We start from the raw sequence: 16,889 nt of genomic DNA on the forward strand, positions 1-16,889 counted from the left end.
ATGTTTTAATTCAGTATTTATCTTCTCATACTCTTTCCTGAAAACTCTATAATATTAAACATTTCATAAACTCTATCTAATACTCTCCCGCCATATAACATGCCTAATTTATCTAAAGCTGCCTCAAGATTTAAGGGGTTCCTTTCATCATAATTACAAGCTAATATCGTTAGACTATTGGCATCATACCGACTCTCAAGGACAACTTTAATCAAATTAACAAAACCATAGTTAGATGCTTTTTTTTCTGTACCTAAGTCATCGTAAATTCTTCTTCCTGACTTATGCTTTTCCACGAACATGGACTTATCTGAAAGAGTAAGTGATTCATATTCCGAAACTAAATCAACTGTTAGATTATATGAAAAATAATTATCCGTTATAATTGGAATTGTTTTTAATAAGGCTGTTTTGCCAACTCCGTAATCTCCAACTAAAATGAGTCCTTTTTTAAAAGAGGGCGAATTCAAATCTTTACTTAATAATGGTGATATAAAAAAACGATTATCCTGAACTAAATAATATGCCAATGTTTTAACCTTGTTTATATTATCGGAGTCAACAATGAACTTTTTATTTGTTTGCGTTTTAAAAGTTGAAATAATGGCATTGTAAACATTTTCAAAAGTCCATTCCATTTTAGGTGGTGATTTACCTTTTGGATTTTCTTTTTTGTTTTCTACAACTTCAATGTTGTCGACATTAATTGTTTCTCTCAAAATTTTCTCTATGTGCATTTCTATCGATTTTTATGAATTTCATGTTTAGTTACACTTGCTTTTTCTGTGGCTTTCCATTTAAATAGTCTTTTTTCCGTTTCCCAAAACTTTTCTATTTCAAAACGCATATTATTATTTGAATCTGTTTCAGACCAATAATTAAAAAAAGAAATTAAAATTGTTTTAGAAAATTGAGTATGAGATAATACCGTCTCTCTAAATCTCTTTTTTCTTTTCTTTAATTCATTATTATTAATATTCTTAGTTGTTGCGATTTGATTGTTATTGCTATGAGATTTGGTTGCTAATTGTTCTTCATTCTGAATGTCATCCTGTGTGTTAATGACATTATTCTTTATAATTTTCCCGAAAAACTTAGAATTGACTTTTACTTTAGTATACTTACTCGTTTTTATAGTGGTTAAATCTTCTGTGCTCTCAAGTTTCGCTAATGCTGTTCTAACTTTACTTATTGTTAGTCCCGTTTCGATTGCTAACTGTCCGTTAGAAGTAATAAACTCACCTTTATTTATGGTTATTCCTTGCCATTTCTTCTTACTGTAATTAGCTTTTACCAAACAGTGAAATAATAGTTTACAAGTGTTAATATCAGTGTACCATTCCCAATCAGTGATAGATCTAAACAGTTTTATAAATCCTTTATGTGTTTCCATATCAGTCATATCTTATCTTTTATATTTTAGAGATTTAACTTCTTTTAGAGCTTGGTCTATATCGGAACGATTAATGAAGACTCGACGCCCGATTTTAAAGGCTGGTAGAATACCTTTTTTAATATAATTATGAATAGTTAAGTCAACTACTCCTAATTCTTGCGCTACTTCTTTTATGGATAGCTTTTCATCTTTATTTTTTGCTGTAAATGGAGCGAGCTTTTTGTCAATTAGATTTTCTAAATGCTCATAAAGTTCATTTTTAGAAATGTTATCCAGTTGGATCATTTTTGTCATACAGTAAAGTTTTTAGTTAAACAATACTGTAATATTATATAAGATTATACTCATTTTATTTGACTGGATTTGACCAGTCAAAGAGTCAAATGAAATTAAGTAATAATTAATTTATCTATAGCCTTAAAATAATCGGTTTGTTTTGGAGAATCTTTAAAAGATGAGTAATTCTGTTTTGATAAATTACAATTACTGAAAGTATTATTCATTGCGGAAACAATCTCTTTATCAGTACTGTATATTTTCATGTAATCTTTTCTCATTAAATACATAGCAAGTGCAACATTGAAAAAATTTCGCTTTTTTGTAAATTTTTTAGGATAAATTATCTCATGTCCATTGACTGTATTTTTAATGATATTTTTTTTAATATATAATTTTATGAAAGGTTCATAATTTTCAACATTATTAAATAAATCCTTTAGAGTAATTTCACTCTCTTTGTTCTTCTTATCTACTAAAACTCGGTTTTCATTATCTATTTCCTCTAATAAAAAAAGAATTTCATTTAAAATTAATTCTGCCTTATAAAAAGTTTTCCATTGTTCCACAAAATCTTTAAATTCATGATCAACTTCTATGGCTAATGCAACCATGTCTTTGATAAACTTCTCTAAAGTTAAATCACCTTTAGAATTTGTCAAGTACAAACCTAAAAAAGATTCGGAATCGCTTCCTACCAAATCGGTAAATGATTCATACCAAGCTTGATGTACTCCGTAAACTTTTTCGCTCTTATCTACTAATGTTGAAAACGATGCGAATTCTAAATCGTCAGGCAAAAACTTTTCATATTGCTTTTTCAGGTACTTTTTTTTAGATTTTCTATCAAATTTAGAATCAACTTTGAACTCTAATGCAAGCACAAAATCTTCAGTTATATAACTTTTATTTTCAATATAATTTCTAATTAACAAAAAGGATTCTTTAACAATTAAAGGATTAAAATCATAGTAAAAAGGCTTACGAGCAATAAACCATCCAAATGCATTGTATTTCTCACGATCTTCATCATATTCTTCAATCAAATCAGGAAATTGATAAACTTCTCGTATTACATAAACCCTTTTATCAATTAAGATTTCAATAAGATTATCATCCAAATTAGACAAATCATAATCTTTTAAAATTCCTATAAAATTCGGGAGGTTAACTTGCCAATATATATCTAGTCTGTTTATAAAATCAGTATTTTCCATAGACTCAAATTAAATAGATTTTAGTTTTGGTAATTCCATTGTGCTAAAAGCTTCTTCAACTGCGTTTTTTCTTGCTGCATTGTCCACTTTATGGTACATATTAAATGTTTTGATGTCTTTATGCCCTGTTATACTCATTATCGTTTTGTCAGCAATCCCTTTATTCCTCATTATGGTAATAAATGTTCTTCGAGCAGTATGGGTTGATACTCTTTTATAAAAAGGCTTAACAATTAATTTTTGCTCTACGCCTTTAACCCTTGTATACTCAACCTCATGAGTAAATTCTGCATCTTTAAGTAACACTTTAATTAATTCATTTTGCTTTTGGTTTGAGATCAGCGGTAATTTATAATCATACTTTTTGAGAATATAATTTGATATTTCAAATAGTGGGACTTCCCTTTCACTTTTATTTGAATCTTTTTCTTCTTTCAATATTAGACGATTATTGTCAACATTACGTTTATTAATCTTTTTCATCTCACCATATCTCAAGCCTGTTAAGCATTGAAATACGAAAATATCCCTAACTCTTTCTTGACTATTAGATTCACATTTGAAGTTAAAAATCAATTCAACCTCTTGCAATGAAAGAGCAACCTCTTTAGTAATTGCCTTCTCAGGTTTTTTGAATTCCTTAAATGTGTCCTTATAGGTGTAGTTGTTTTTATATGCCCAAAACATAAAAGTCTTAAATAAACCAACATTTCTGGCTAAGGTGTTGGTATAATGATTTTGTGTTGTGTAACAAAAATCAGTAAAGAGACTATAAAAGGTCTCATTTATAGAACTAAAGGTCAGTTTATAAGATTTGTCTTGTTCAAATTTCAGTAGGTGATTCTTAATATTATTATATCTTTTTACTGTAGCTGGTTTCCACAGTTTATGCATTTGTTTTTCTTCCATAAACTTATCATATGCATCAAAAAATAAGTTTTTCTTTGTTGATGATTTTTTAAACCTTGAATCGAATGAGTCTTTTAAATAACTTGAAGTAAAGTCTTCTTCCATTCTCTTGCATTCCGATTCCATTGCCATAAAAGTTTCGACATAACGACCTAATTGAATATTGATTGTTCCAGCATCATGAGCTTTTGAAGAACCCTTCAATTTAGGTTGATTACTTTCTTTACTCCAATGGATAGGTTTTATCTTCTCTCCTGTTGAGTAAACAAACTTCTTATTTTCTTCTTTAAAGTAGCATGAAAAGTAAATAAGTGATTCTTTTGATGAGTTAGGTTGTTTTAAATAAAATGTACAAGTCATGTTTGGGTTATTTAGTAGGTGACAATATAGGTGACAATTTATATATCATTAGATATATAATCATCTATAAACAAACATAAAAATAATTGTAAGATAACCCTTCAAGCTTATAGTATAGTTATAAACAGCTTAAATAAGAAATAAAACTGATGATTCTCTCCGACTCCACAAAAACCCCCTGTGTTTATTAAAAACAAAGGGGGTTTTGTTTTTAGTTGATAATTCATATCCTTTAAACGTAAGAAATCACAACTGTGTCATAATTTTATTTTTTTTAATAAATCTTTTTATTTAGTAAATTATTATTCTAATAGGTATTTCAATTACTGATGTATAATCGTTATTTGGTACACAAACACCTTTACCAATAGATTGTAAACCAATGCAACTGTTCGCCTAATAAAATCAACGGTTTATTTTTTTTTGTCACAAATAAAACCATCATCATCCTCAACTAATAACTATTTCGCAATACACCTCTTTTTGAAATCACGTAAATATACCTATATGAAATGTTATTCATTTTGATTTACTTGTAACTAATTAAAATTTAAGCATATACAGCTTCTCATTTAAAATAGCTATACCGAAATAAATATAATACAGAAATGTTCACTGGCAGTATCTTTATGTGAGAAACTAACATTTTTCTGGATGTACTATACCGTTATCCAAGAAAATAGCAACTTATAACGTGTGTTATAGTCTAGTAAAAAGTTAGTATTAATTTAAAGCAGCGCATGATTTAAATCAAAATAAATAAGTTATCAATAATAAAAAAACTATGACAACAGTACAACCTCAATCAACTTACGTTCTTTTTATAACTAATCTCCCAGAAACTCCTGAAACTAAACGTTTGGTATGGATGAAAAAAATAATAAAGGAAGGATTAGGACCAAAGATTTCTATTAAAGATAGTAGGGTTTTTTCTGTACTTTTTGATTATTCAGCCATTCTCATTGTTGGTTCTGATAGTTTAGAAGACATAGAAGAGAGTGTGAAAACTGCTAAAGATTATTTTACTATAAAAATTGAACAATGCAGTAACTATCATAGAAATAAAGAAATACACAATTTTAATTATTGTGTTTTATTTTTAGGGAATAGTAATAAGGAAAATCGATTTAATAATTTCGTAGTAGATAACAAAAATTCAAAAATTCATACCAATCTTGATTTAGAAAGTATTACAACCAACTACAGTAATATCCTATTTATAGATACAGATGCATATTTTGATGTTCATTCACAACTAAGTGATGTCATTTCTGAAGGAAGATTTATAATTAGAAACGTCTATTCTTTTTCTGATTATATATCTTTAAGAACATCTCCAATTTTAAATGAAATTACGAAAGAAGATAAAAATTCTTCTATCCCTAAAAAACAAAACAGTCAAAAAATAAAAGGTATTGTACACAATAATAGCGCTGAAACTGCATATATAGCATCTTTTGAAAATAGCCAGACGAACATAAACGAAATATTGGCAGGAAGAATTAAAGCGGAATCCGTCAGCAATATGCCTGTAAATCCTGCTGTATATTTTTGGACAGCAATGTCGGGAAATTTTACAATGAATATTCTTTGGGGAGAAACCTCTCCAAAACCCATAAAATATAATATACCTACAAATGCACCATTACCTTTTATAACTCAAACCGTTGCTTCTGGAAACATATTAAGTTACAATTTGCAAAGTTCCGTAGATAGGATTCATTTGAATAGTGACGTTGGAACTTGGTTACATGACATTATAATGTCAAATAAATATGACGAAAAATGGCCAGAGGATTCCTATACTGGGCAAGAGTTGGATTGCTATAATTATATATTATCAGATCTAAAGAAAAGAGGTATTAATACAGTTCCAAAGCAAGGAACACTAGCTCCCGATAAAATTGAACAAGTTGCTTATCCTAAAGATAAAAATTTAAACGAAAAAACATTTTTAGAAGTAAGAAATCATTTACAAGATGAGTGTTCGTTCTTTTTTAATGAAAGTAATGTTTGGTTCGCCGGTAATGGCTTATTCCATTCTTTACTTATGGAAACTTCTTCAGTCTCTCAAAATGACCTTACCGCAGTTGCAGCATTGCTTAATATTCCTCCAAAAACTTCACTTATTAATATAATATTAGATTCAATCATAGGAGATCTTACATATTTTATAGGAGCAATCCCAGTTGCTGGGCCACTTCTGGCGGCTGTTGTAAATTTGGGATGGACTACTGCAAAATTAGCTATGAAACCAGGTGATTCATCTCAATCTAAACAGGTAGCAGTGGCTGATATGGCAGATGAACTTAATGTGTACTTAGCAAATATGTTGAGTGCTATAAGTGGTCAATTAGCTATTGTAAATGGTAACTGGGGTAAGTTAAGAGAGTTTTCGCTTGGTGTCATTAATCAGAAAATAACTCCATCCATGTTTGGAATGGAAAGAGTTGCAAATAATCATCAAGTTCCAAAAGAATATATTGATGCTATTATTAAATCTTGGCGAGTTATTTGTTACAAGAGGCTACTGCCAACTTTTTATAAAGTCTCTAGTCATATGAATACAATGACTGTAATTCCCGAACCAATTTTCAATGCTACAAAAGGAAAATATGATTATTCTTATTACTTGAAATGTCAATGGATGGATAGTAGCAATAACCTACAAATAGGTTTTGTTCAAATGTATTACAGTGTTAAAGCACCTGTAGAAGTTTTAAAGGATTTATTTGATCTTGACAAATTAGGAATTAATCCTATTGAGTTTTATATGGGATATAACGGATGGCAAGGTGGCATTCCAGATTATCCTGTTGGCGAAATACTGCACCAACCAATAAGGAAAGTCTACTTGTAAATGATAATGATTTAATTAAACGGTTCTTTAGTCAAATACAGTAACAAATTTTACTCTTTTATGTTTACATGTTTACCCCAAATTAATTGAATTATAAACTTATGACGTGAATCTTTAATTCTTAGGTTCTAGACTATTTGAAAAATTCCTTCGATATTTTCTCAGGTTCGTATTTGTTTATTAATTTAGTTTCTTAACCACGCAACAAACCATATACGTATTCCAAGATAAAATCCTAATAATATTTAGTTTTATTTTTTAAGCTGCATACACGTTGTGCTTCATTATCAGTAACCTCTAACCAATGATAAAATTCTTCAGAAAAATTAGACAAAAAACTCTGACTGAAGATAAGTTCGGAAAATATCTGACTTATGCAATCGGAGAAATAGTGCTTGTTGTGATTGGGATTTTAATTGCCTTACAAATCAACAATTGGAATCAAGACCGCATAGAACATAAAGGAACCGAGGTCTTATTGAGTAATCTTAAGTTAGAAGTTGAAGAGAACATCAAAGATTTGAAAGACCAACAAAATTTATTGAAAGTGCGAAAAGATTAGGCAGATTTTATACTCAAATCACTTGATGACCAAAAAGTAATAGATTCCACAATGTTTATTACTGCCATAACAAAGGTTGGCTGGATTATGGATTACTCTCAAATGCTTCCTACCTATACTGAAATTGTTAGTTCTGGGAAATTATCATACATTAATTCAGAAAATCTTAAAAAAGAGTTAGCGGATTATCAATCACAAGTTGAATTGAATCAGCAAATTACATCATCTTATAATCCTGCCTTAAAGGAAACCGAAAGATTGGCTATTGGTCACCTTAATGGAATGCCTGAAGCTTCTAATTTAATTAAACCTGTCTCATCTTATAAGGGAATAAGTTTTGATTTAAAGTCAATAGCTACCGATATCGAATTCTATAAAAACATAAAACATATTTCTTTTCAATCAGCTATGACCATTGATTATATAAGCGACCAACTTATAACAAGTACAGAAAGATTAAAAAGTTTAATAGACGATGAAATTAAAAGCTATTCAAAGAATAGATAAAATGTACAACATAATTAATTTAGAACTAAACGTAAAAAAAATAACGAAAGCACAACACCGTATATAAGTTATGGCTTAGTCAGTCCTCACTTGGAAAATCCTGCGGATTTCCCAAAGCCAGTTTTTATCTGGAGAGGTTCGTGCTTTAACAAACCAAAGCTCATATACAAAAACGTTGTACTTCATTATGACAAACATATAATCAATGATAAAATTCTTTAGAAAAGTTAGACATAAAATGCTGACTGAAAATAAATTCAGTAAATATCTGATTTATTCGATTGGTGAAATTATTCTTGTAGTTATCGGAATTTTGATTGCTCTCTCAATAAACAATTGGAACGAAGAGAAGCAACAAAAAAAAGTGTTGAATAATATTTATGCAACCATAAAAGCAGATTTACAGCAAGACATAAAAAATATTGACAAAATTGTCAATTCTTCGCAACCTTTAGAAAAAGATTATTTAGCAATTATAAACAAGAAAAAAAGAAGATTTTAAAAATTGTAAAAATTGCTGGTATGTAAATCTCGGATTCCCTGATATTAAATTAAGGAAAAATGGAAGCGAACTATTATTAAATTACAACAACCAAAACAATAATTCTAATGATTCATTATCCATTAAATTAAACAGTTTGTATATTGATTTAACTAATAAGATTTCTGTTGATTTAGAGGAATTAACCGCTAACTCAAATTCCTTTTTAGAAATTGTAAAGTACACACAACCTTGGTTTGCGGATCTTAATCCAAATATCACTTATAATGATGATTTTATAGAATATGCCTTAACCGATTTTGGTTATAGAAATACAACTAAAGTCCTCTACTTCATGTATTCCAAAAAGTATATCCCAGATTTAAAACTATATAAAACCAATGGATTAGAAATCATCGCTTTAATAGATAAAAAATTAGAAGATGAATAAAATATTTCAAAAATAACGAAAGCACAACAAAGTACTGTGCTAAAAAACAAGTAAAAATCCATTAAATTTTAGCTAGTTTACTTTTATATTCATTATCAAATATTAATCCTGATTTAGAAATGGCTAAGGCTTGTCTTAATAGCTTATTACACACTGCTATCAATGCTAATTTTTACTCTTCCCTTTGGCAACGATCCTTTCATAAAGTGCTCGGCATGCTTTGCTATATTTACAAGCGGTGAAACTGCACATAAATAATAAATTTCTGAGTTTTTGATTTCCCATTTTGCTAATTCTTGGTCGCCCTTTTACACTGCTTCCACTTTGTCGAATCACTGGTGTTAGACCTGCGTAACTACACAACTCACCTGTACTTGAAAAACGTTCAAAACCTCCCGTTAGAACTATTAACATAATGGCTGTTTTTCTACCGATTCCTGGGATAGTTTTTATACGTGTAAACAAATCTTGATGTGACTTTTTTACCAATAGCATTAACCTCTCTTCTAAAGTCCCCACCTCTTTATCAAGCTGTCTCAAACTACGTTTTAAGGATCTCACAACAGCTTTACTCGGCTCGCCCAAAACAGATTCTCCATGCAATTTATTCTTTAACATAGTTCTCTGTTTTGTATACACAGAAAGGGCTCTGGCAATTTGAAGACTCTCTTGAACCTCTTTAGAACTACCTTTCCAAAGCTTTAATTCTACTTGCTCTGCGTAAGCGCAAATGAGTTTTGAATCGCTCTTGTCTGTCTTGATCTTTGATAGTCTCATTTGGATGAAACGTTTTACTGCTAAAGGATTTTCAACAGATACTTTTTTATCGTTTTCAAACAAATAATAAGCCAACTGGTAATGATAATAACCCGTGGCTTCCATCACGCAATGACTATTACAATTTAAGAGCTTTTTAAACTTTTTAAAGCCTGAAACTTTGTTTTTAAACTGATAGTAATTGCCATTAGAATCTGTAACATCAAAAACCAAATGACTGATGTCAATACCAAAATATTTAATATCTTTATTCATAAGAAAATGTTTTTTTTGAAAGGACATACTACGCGAGTTTCAACGACTTAAAATCGAGGTCTAAAAGCCTTACAGAACTGTTCGAAATCTGTGTAGAAAAGAGAGGGGATTTACAATGTTGAATTAAATAGCAAAACACATAGTAAAATTCAAAAGATTATCATTAACTAAAATATAAAATTGAAGTCTTATTTCTTAAATAAAGACATATCCTTGAATAGATTAATAACAGAAAACCACAATATTTTTTAAAAATATTGCGATTTTTTTATCCTAAAAAAGTGGTCTATGCTCGACCAAATAATTAGACTTACTAAGGTAAAATGAAATTTAGTTGGTAAATAGCATAAAATTAAACGGAAATACTTATAATTTCATCTGTTTAAATTAGTTTATTTACAAGCGACATCATAGATGTTTTCAGAACGAATCTTTAATAGGGTCGTCATTACAAATAGTTATAGATTACATAAAAACTAAATAGGACATGTATCATCAAAACATAAAAAAAGGATGGGCTTATTGCCCGCTCATTTTGGTAATTGCCTTAACAGTGTCTAGCTGTAAAGATGAAGCGCAAAAATCATCTCAATCAGAAGTAATAACAACAACAGAAGTTCCTGACGGAATGGTTTGGGTTGAGAGTAATACCTTTTTACAAGGCGCCAAAGAATCAGACAACTTTGCCATGCCAAGAGAAAAACCTGCGCATATGGTAACCGTAGATGGCTTTTTTATAGACATAACAGAAGTTACAAACAAGCAGTTTAAAGCCTTTGTAGAGGCTACAAACTATATTACCATTGCAGAACGACAAATTGATTGGGAAGAAATGAAAAAACAACTTCCAGCTAACACACCAAAACCTCATGATAGTATTCTACAACCAGGAAGTTTAATTTTTAATAAAAATGTAAATGCTGTTGTAAACATGAATAATTATGGCCAATGGTGGACGTGGAAAACTGGTGCAAACTGGAGACATCCTGAAGGCCCAGAATCTACAATAGAAGGTAAAGACAATTATCCTGTAGTTCATGTTGCATACCCAGATGCAATAGCCTATTGTAAATGGGCTAACAGACGTTTACCTACAGAATCCGAATGGGAATCTGCTGCACAAGGTTCCAATTCCAATGCCATTTTTACTTGGGGAAATGATCCTTCTATTTTAGATTATAACGCAAATACTTGGCAAGGTGTATTTCCTACTAAAAATGATTCGAAAGACGGATTCGAATTTATTTCTCCAGTAAAAACTTATGCTCCAAACAGTATTGGTTTGTACGATATGGCTGGTAATGTTTGGGAAATCACTAGTGATTTCTTCAATGTAAAATATTATAATGAATTAGACATTTCTAACCCTATTTTAAATCCTAAAGGAGCTAATCAACATTTCAACCCAAATAATCCATATCAAGTAGAACACGTCATGAAGGGTGGTTCATTTTTATGTCATGCCTCTTACTGTGCTAGTTTTAGAATTTCAGCAAAAATGGGTGTATCGGTAGATTCTGGGTCTGACCATATGGGTTTTAGAACGGTTGCTACACCAGACATGTTAACTTCTAAAGAATAAAAAGCATTCATATTAATAACTAAAAAAGGAAAAATAAATGTTCCCTTTTTTTTATATAATACTATTAGTACTAAATATATAGCTTAGCAATTTATTAGAACTCTTAATCTATCAAAAGAGAATTCTTTTGACACTCTAGATGAGCAATATCATAAAAAAAACAAATCCTTTTCAATAGATTTACTTAAATATAAACTATAATCAGTAATCAACATGAAAGTACTCGTCTACAGCGCCAAAGATTTTGAAATTCCGTATTTAGAAGAGGCTAACAATAAAAAGCACAAACTTGATTATATTAAAGATGCCTTATCTTCTAACACAGCTATGAAAGCTGTAGGTTATGATGCTATATCAATGTTTTCAGCAGATGAAGCCGATTTTATAACTATTGAAAAACTTAAAGATTTTGGTGTCAAATATATTGCACTACGATCGGTTGGGCATGATAATGTCAATTTAAGAAGTGCCTCTAGGTTAAACATTAGAGTAGCAAATGTTCCAGCATATTCGCCTCATGCTATTGCTGAACATGCAGTCGCTTTATTGTTAGCTGTTAACAGAAAATTAATCGAATCTAATTTTCGAGTGAGTCATTATAATTTCAATTTAGATAATCTCGTTGGTTTTGATCTAAACAAAAAGACTGTAGGTATTATTGGTACAGGAAAAATTGGCTCGGTGATGAGTAAAATAATGAATGGCTTTGGTTGTAAATTATTAGGCTATGATATTGTAGAAAATACTGACTTAATTGACAAATATGATATGAAGTATACAACTTTAGTAGACTTATGCAACAAAGCAGATATTATTTCTCTCCACGTTCCTTTAAACACAGAAACTTATCAATTGATAAATGAAGATTTAATTTATGAAATGAAAGATGATGTTATACTTATTAATACAACAAGAGGCTCAGTTATTAACACAGAAGATGTTATTAATGGTCTAAAAAAAGGTAAGATTGGAGCTTTGGGTATTGATGTCTATGAAAATGAAAAAGGTGTCTTTTTTAAAGATCACTCTCAACATTTAATAGATGATGATCTTTTATTAAAATTAAATGCAATGCCAAATGTACTTATAACAGGCCATCAAGCTTTTCTAACTGAAGAAGCACTCTCAAATATTGCAGAGACAACTATATACAACCTGGATTGTTGGGATTTAAAAAAGGAAACGGAAAACGAATTGACAGAAATAAATTAAAGACTATTTATAAACTAGTTTTTCTTATTGTATCCATAAATATCTTTTAAAACAATAGTATCGCCTTTTTCATTTACTACATTTAAATCGTATCTAATTTTCACTGCTGTATTTATAGACGCATGATAATAAATAATCCAAGCATCTCCCTCCCTAGTTCCAATACAACCATTAGAATAGGCTTTACCCAAAGATTCCGGATTTGTCGTAGGATGTATTAATTGACCATAACGCAACCCATTAATTTCAGTTTCAATAAAAGGAATTCGTGGTAACTTAGTTACTTTTTTATCATCTCTATTGGTTACAAAATACTCATGGTTATTTACAGGATTCGCGTATCTCGCATCACGCACATAGTTTACTATGTAACCTTCACCTGTTTTTGTTTTTAAGTCCTGCACTCTACCTGACATCTTCAAATATTTTTTTTCATTCCTTCCTACTCTTATAGGAAATTCATAAAGCTGAATAGTATCCTCATAAATACGAAGTTTAAATTCAGGAATATTAATATCTATCGTTGTTTTCTGAAATGCGCTCAATAATGTTTTGGCTTGTATTGAATCTGGAATCACCATTAAACTACCCTTTGCTAAAGCAATCATCTTTTTTTGATCATAAACAAAAGAATCTCTAGCCATCATTCTATAATAATCTGTGTTTTGTAAGGTATCTATAATCCAAGGATTAGCTCTTACCAAAAGATGTTCTGTCAATTTATATGATGTTAAAGAATCATATTTAAAGACAATAGAATCTAAATACTCAAAATAGTTACTTATAGTAACGTTCTTTTTGATTTCTATATTAGCTGGTAACACTAAACGAGCTAAAGCTGCACTATTCTTTAGACTTGAAGATACTAACACATTATTATCTTTAAAACTATAAAGACTAAATACCGTTAACAAAATGATTACAACAATAACCCCTAAACCTGTTTTTAGCATATTAATTTGTGATTAAATTCTACTTCAATATTATTCTATCATTTTTTAATCCTAACCTTAGCAGAACTCACATAAGATTATGCCTTAGTTTTTAGTTTGTTTTCTTTACCAACTATGGGATAACCTATTTGTGATAGCAAATGTTTTGCAGCTTCAAAATCATGACTTGTATGATAATCAAAAGCTATAGTAGATTGTTCTTGATTAATTTCAACATCACTAATGTTTTTCACTTCGGAAAGCCTATTAATAATGGTATTCTCACACTCACCACATTTAAGGTTTTGTATATGAACTTTTGTTCTCATAACTTACTATTTTAGTAAATAAAGTTAGCTGTAACAACCTTAATATGAAATGATATATATCATTTTTTTCAGAGCACTATTATTATACATTTGATAAGACTTTTTTAATTAAGTTATCAGGTATGCGAAAAATTAAAGCTCAATTAGATTTGTTTTTAATTGAAATAGGAGATTTAACCTATTTTACTAGTCGCTTTTTTAAAGAAACATTTAAACGTCCATTTGAGTTTAAAGAATTACTAAACCAATGCTACAGTATGGGAAACAAATCCTTATTATTGGTAGCCATCACTGGTTTTATTATTGGTTTAGTTTTAACTTTACAAACACGCCCAACTCTTATGGAGTTTGGAGCTGTTTCATGGATGCCATCTATGGTAAGTATTTCAATAGTTAGAGAAATTGGACCTATATTAACCGCATTAGTTTGTGCAGGTCGTATTGGATCTGGAATAGGTGCCGAAATTGGCTCAATGCGAGTTACAGAACAAATTGATGCTATGGAAGTCTCTGGCACCAATCCTTTTAAATTTCTCGTTGTTACTAGAGTTCTAGCAGTTACGCTTACACTTCCCTTATTAGTTATAATTGGTGATGCAGTTGCTTTATTTGGTTCCTTTTTAGTAGAAAATGTAAAAGGAAATGTATCATTTGTATTGTATTTTAATCAAGTGTTTAATTCTTTAGAGTTTGGAGATATTATGCCAGCGACTATTAAATCATTCTTTTTTGGTTTAGCAATAGGACTCGTAGGTTGTTATAAAGGGTATTACTGCAAAAAAGGAACAGCAGGTGTTGGAAAAGCAGCAAATTCTGCTGTAGTTTTCACCTCTTTATTATTATTTATAATTGATTTCATCGCTGTTTTTGTAACTGATATTTTCTTTGATTTATGACAAATAACAAACAAATACCTACACAAGATATCGTTCTAGAAATCAAAGATTTGCGCAAAAGCTTTGGAGACAACCATGTACTCAACGGTTTCAATTTACAGCTTCATCAAAGTGAGAACTTAGTTATTATGGGAAAATCGGGTTCTGGAAAATCTGTAATGATAAAATGTTTGGTTGGCTTAATGGAAGCCGATAGTGGTTCTATCTCTGTAATGCATAATGATATTACAAAATTAGACCAACGAGCTTTAGATATTTTACGTGCTGATATTGGTTTCTTATTTCAAGGAAGCGCCTTGTATGATTCTATGACAGTACGAGAGAATTTAGAATTTCCACTAAGGCGACATTCCAAAAGATTTAAGGATGACACTAACAGAGATGCTATAGTTATCGAAGCCTTAGAGAATGTTGGGTTAAAAGATGCTATCGATTTAATGCCTGCGGAATTATCTGGTGGTATGCAAAAACGAGTTGCCTTAGCAAGAGCACTCATCTTAAAACCGAAAATAATGCTTTATGATGAGCCTACAAGTGGTTTAGATCCTATTACAGCAAAAGAAATTATTATGCTCATGCAAGTTATTCAGAAAAAATATGGAACTTCATCACTCATTATTACTCATGATGTAGATTGTGCCCGAGTCATTTCTGATAGAATGATTTTATTAATTGATGGTATCGATTATGCTACTGGCACTTTTGCTGAATTATCAACTCATAAAGACCCAAAAATAAAGGCTTTCTTTAAAAATTAAATCGTTATGAAACAAACAAATTCACAAAAACTCAACTTAGGACTCTTTGTTATCATAGGAACTATTCTCTTCATTGCTGCGGTTTATCTTATTGGACAACGCCAAGATATGTTTAAAAAAACATTTACAATCAGTGCTTTTTTTCAGAATATAAATGGCTTACAAAAAGGTAATAATGTACGTTATGCAGGTATTGATATTGGTACGGTTAAAGGCATTACTATGATTAATGATTCTACCATTAAAATAGATATGAATATAGACGAAAAGATTATTATTCACATCAAAAAAGATGCTATTGCTACAATTGGTTCCGATGGATTGGTTGGTAATATGATTGTAAATATTGTTCCGGGAAAAGGTATTTCCGAAGTTATAAGTAATGGAGACATCATCAAATCTTACAGTAAAATTGGAACAGATGATATTTTAAACACTTTGAATACAAGTACTGAAAATGCAGCGATATTGACTTCCGATTTATTAAAAATCACAAATAACATTACCAAAGGAAAAGGTACCATAGGTGTGTTACTAAATGACACTATAATGGCAAATAATCTAAAACTGTCTATTATCAATCTTAAAAATGCTAGTTATGGTGCTTCACGTACTATTGGTGAATTAAATGATATTGTCTCTTCTGTAAAAACAAATGATGACACGGTTTTAGGCATGCTACTTAATGACTCTATTTCTGGGAACAAACTAAAACATATAGTAACCAATCTAGAGGCATCAAGTATTGAAATTGAAAGTGTCCTAAAGAATATCAATTCTGTAGTTGATGATTTCAATTCTAGTGAAGGCACTTATAATTATGTTGTAAAAGATACGACACTCGTTAATAGTTTAAAATCTACACTAAAAAACATAAATGAAGGCACAGACAAATTCAATCAAAACATGGAAGCTTTAAAACATAATTTTTTAACACGTGGTTATTTTAGAAAATTAGAAAGACAACAAAAAAAAGAGGCAGAAAATAAAAATTAAATATTCAATTTTTATATCGAATCCCTTTCATAGAAAAATTAGAAAAGAAGCTTAAAACTTTTGCTAATTGATATATATCATAGAAATTTTGAAGAATTGTGTTGATATTTATATTGAATATAAAAAATCTTAA

17 protein-coding genes and 1 pseudogene are annotated in these 16,889 nt (G+C 30.0%); 10 read left to right on the forward strand and 8 right to left on the reverse strand.

All coding sequences use genetic code 11. The annotated features are described in order from the left end of the window. Nucleotides 1–17: 17 nt before the first annotated feature. The 5 genes from IM744_RS16575 to IM744_RS16595 form a co-directional block, all read right to left on the reverse strand. The gene (locus IM744_RS16575) at nucleotides 18–737 is read right to left on the reverse strand and encodes an ATP-binding protein (protein WP_194509289.1); all 720 of its coding nucleotides are present in this window, start codon (nucleotides 735–737) and stop codon (nucleotides 18–20) included. 2 nt (nucleotides 738–739) lie between these two features. Continuing rightward, complete coding sequence (locus IM744_RS16580; protein ID WP_194509290.1) at nucleotides 740–1,393, reverse strand: hypothetical protein; 654 nt, start codon at nucleotides 1,391–1,393, stop codon at nucleotides 740–742. A 12-nt stretch (nucleotides 1,394–1,405) separates the two neighbouring features. Further along, a complete protein-coding gene (locus IM744_RS16585) occupies nucleotides 1,406–1,690 on the reverse strand; it encodes a helix-turn-helix domain-containing protein (RefSeq protein ID WP_194509291.1) in 285 nt (94 codons plus the stop codon). 95 nt (nucleotides 1,691–1,785) lie between these two features. After that, nucleotides 1,786–2,889 (reverse strand): hypothetical protein, encoded by a 1,104-nt coding sequence (locus IM744_RS16590; protein WP_194509292.1) that lies wholly within the window; start codon nucleotides 2,887–2,889, stop codon nucleotides 1,786–1,788. A 9-nt stretch (nucleotides 2,890–2,898) separates the two neighbouring features. Continuing rightward, nucleotides 2,899–4,158 (reverse strand): tyrosine-type recombinase/integrase, encoded by a 1,260-nt coding sequence (locus IM744_RS16595; protein ID WP_194509293.1) that lies wholly within the window; start codon nucleotides 4,156–4,158, stop codon nucleotides 2,899–2,901. A gap of 784 nt (nucleotides 4,159–4,942) precedes the next feature. Between IM744_RS16595 and IM744_RS16600 the strand changes: the two genes are divergently transcribed. The 5 genes from IM744_RS16600 to IM744_RS16620 all read left to right on the forward strand — a co-directional run bounded on the left by IM744_RS16600 (nucleotide 4,943) and on the right by IM744_RS16620 (nucleotide 9,019). Beyond that, nucleotides 4,943–7,018, forward strand: a complete 2,076-nt coding sequence (locus tag IM744_RS16600; protein WP_194509294.1) for a hypothetical protein — start codon at nucleotides 4,943–4,945, stop codon at nucleotides 7,016–7,018. A gap of 304 nt (nucleotides 7,019–7,322) precedes the next feature. Further along, on the forward strand, nucleotides 7,323–7,580 hold the full coding sequence (locus tag IM744_RS16605) for a DUF6090 family protein (RefSeq protein WP_194509411.1): 258 nt from the start codon (nucleotides 7,323–7,325) through the stop codon (nucleotides 7,578–7,580). A 51-nt stretch (nucleotides 7,581–7,631) separates the two neighbouring features. Next, nucleotides 7,632–8,087, forward strand: a complete 456-nt coding sequence (locus IM744_RS16610; protein WP_194509295.1) for a hypothetical protein — start codon at nucleotides 7,632–7,634, stop codon at nucleotides 8,085–8,087. 205 nt (nucleotides 8,088–8,292) lie between these two features. Then, nucleotides 8,293–8,589, forward strand: a complete 297-nt coding sequence (locus IM744_RS16615) for a DUF6090 family protein (protein WP_194509296.1) — start codon at nucleotides 8,293–8,295, stop codon at nucleotides 8,587–8,589. Nucleotides 8,590–8,725: 136 nt separating this feature from the next. Continuing rightward, a complete protein-coding gene (locus tag IM744_RS16620; RefSeq protein WP_194509297.1) occupies nucleotides 8,726–9,019 on the forward strand; it encodes a hypothetical protein in 294 nt (97 codons plus the stop codon). 61 nt (nucleotides 9,020–9,080) lie between these two features. Here the strand turns inward: IM744_RS16620 and IM744_RS16625 are convergent. Continuing rightward, a pseudogene (locus IM744_RS16625) lies at nucleotides 9,081–10,051 on the reverse strand (IS110 family transposase). Between the two features lie 487 nt (nucleotides 10,052–10,538). Here IM744_RS16625 and IM744_RS16630 point away from each other — a divergent pair. Together IM744_RS16630 and IM744_RS16635 are read left to right on the forward strand one after the other, a co-directional pair. Further along, nucleotides 10,539–11,633, forward strand: coding sequence for a formylglycine-generating enzyme family protein (locus IM744_RS16630; protein WP_194509298.1), 1,095 nt, complete (start codon nucleotides 10,539–10,541; stop codon nucleotides 11,631–11,633). A gap of 213 nt (nucleotides 11,634–11,846) precedes the next feature. Beyond that, a complete protein-coding gene (locus IM744_RS16635) occupies nucleotides 11,847–12,845 on the forward strand; it encodes a 2-hydroxyacid dehydrogenase (RefSeq protein ID WP_194509299.1) in 999 nt (332 codons plus the stop codon). A gap of 14 nt (nucleotides 12,846–12,859) precedes the next feature. Here the strand turns inward: IM744_RS16635 and IM744_RS16640 are convergent, their stop codons facing one another. After that, complete coding sequence (locus tag IM744_RS16640) at nucleotides 12,860–13,798, reverse strand: L,D-transpeptidase (protein ID WP_194509300.1); 939 nt, start codon at nucleotides 13,796–13,798, stop codon at nucleotides 12,860–12,862. A 77-nt stretch (nucleotides 13,799–13,875) separates the two neighbouring features. After that, nucleotides 13,876–14,106, reverse strand: a complete 231-nt coding sequence (locus IM744_RS16645; protein WP_194509301.1) for a heavy-metal-associated domain-containing protein — start codon at nucleotides 14,104–14,106, stop codon at nucleotides 13,876–13,878. Between the two features lie 122 nt (nucleotides 14,107–14,228). Here IM744_RS16645 and IM744_RS16650 point away from each other — a divergent pair, with 122 nt between their 5' ends. Genes IM744_RS16650 through IM744_RS16660 form a run of 3 tightly spaced genes read left to right on the forward strand, consistent with a single transcriptional unit; the run spans nucleotide 14,229 to nucleotide 16,756 of the window. Beyond that, entirely contained in the window at nucleotides 14,229–15,002 is a 774-nt protein-coding gene (locus IM744_RS16650; protein WP_194509302.1) for an MlaE family ABC transporter permease, read from the forward strand. After that, a complete protein-coding gene (locus IM744_RS16655; RefSeq protein WP_194509303.1) occupies nucleotides 14,999–15,760 on the forward strand; it encodes an ABC transporter ATP-binding protein in 762 nt (253 codons plus the stop codon). Before IM744_RS16650 ends, IM744_RS16655 begins: the two co-directional genes overlap by 4 nt. Nucleotides 15,761–15,766: 6 nt before the next feature. Further along, nucleotides 15,767–16,756, forward strand: coding sequence for an MlaD family protein (locus IM744_RS16660; protein WP_194509304.1), 990 nt, complete (start codon nucleotides 15,767–15,769; stop codon nucleotides 16,754–16,756). Nucleotides 16,757–16,889: the final 133 nt, after the last annotated feature.

Origin of the sequence: Psychroserpens luteus, assembly GCF_015319355.1 — a bacterium.
Lineage (GTDB): Bacteria > Bacteroidota > Bacteroidia > Flavobacteriales > Flavobacteriaceae > Psychroserpens > Psychroserpens luteus.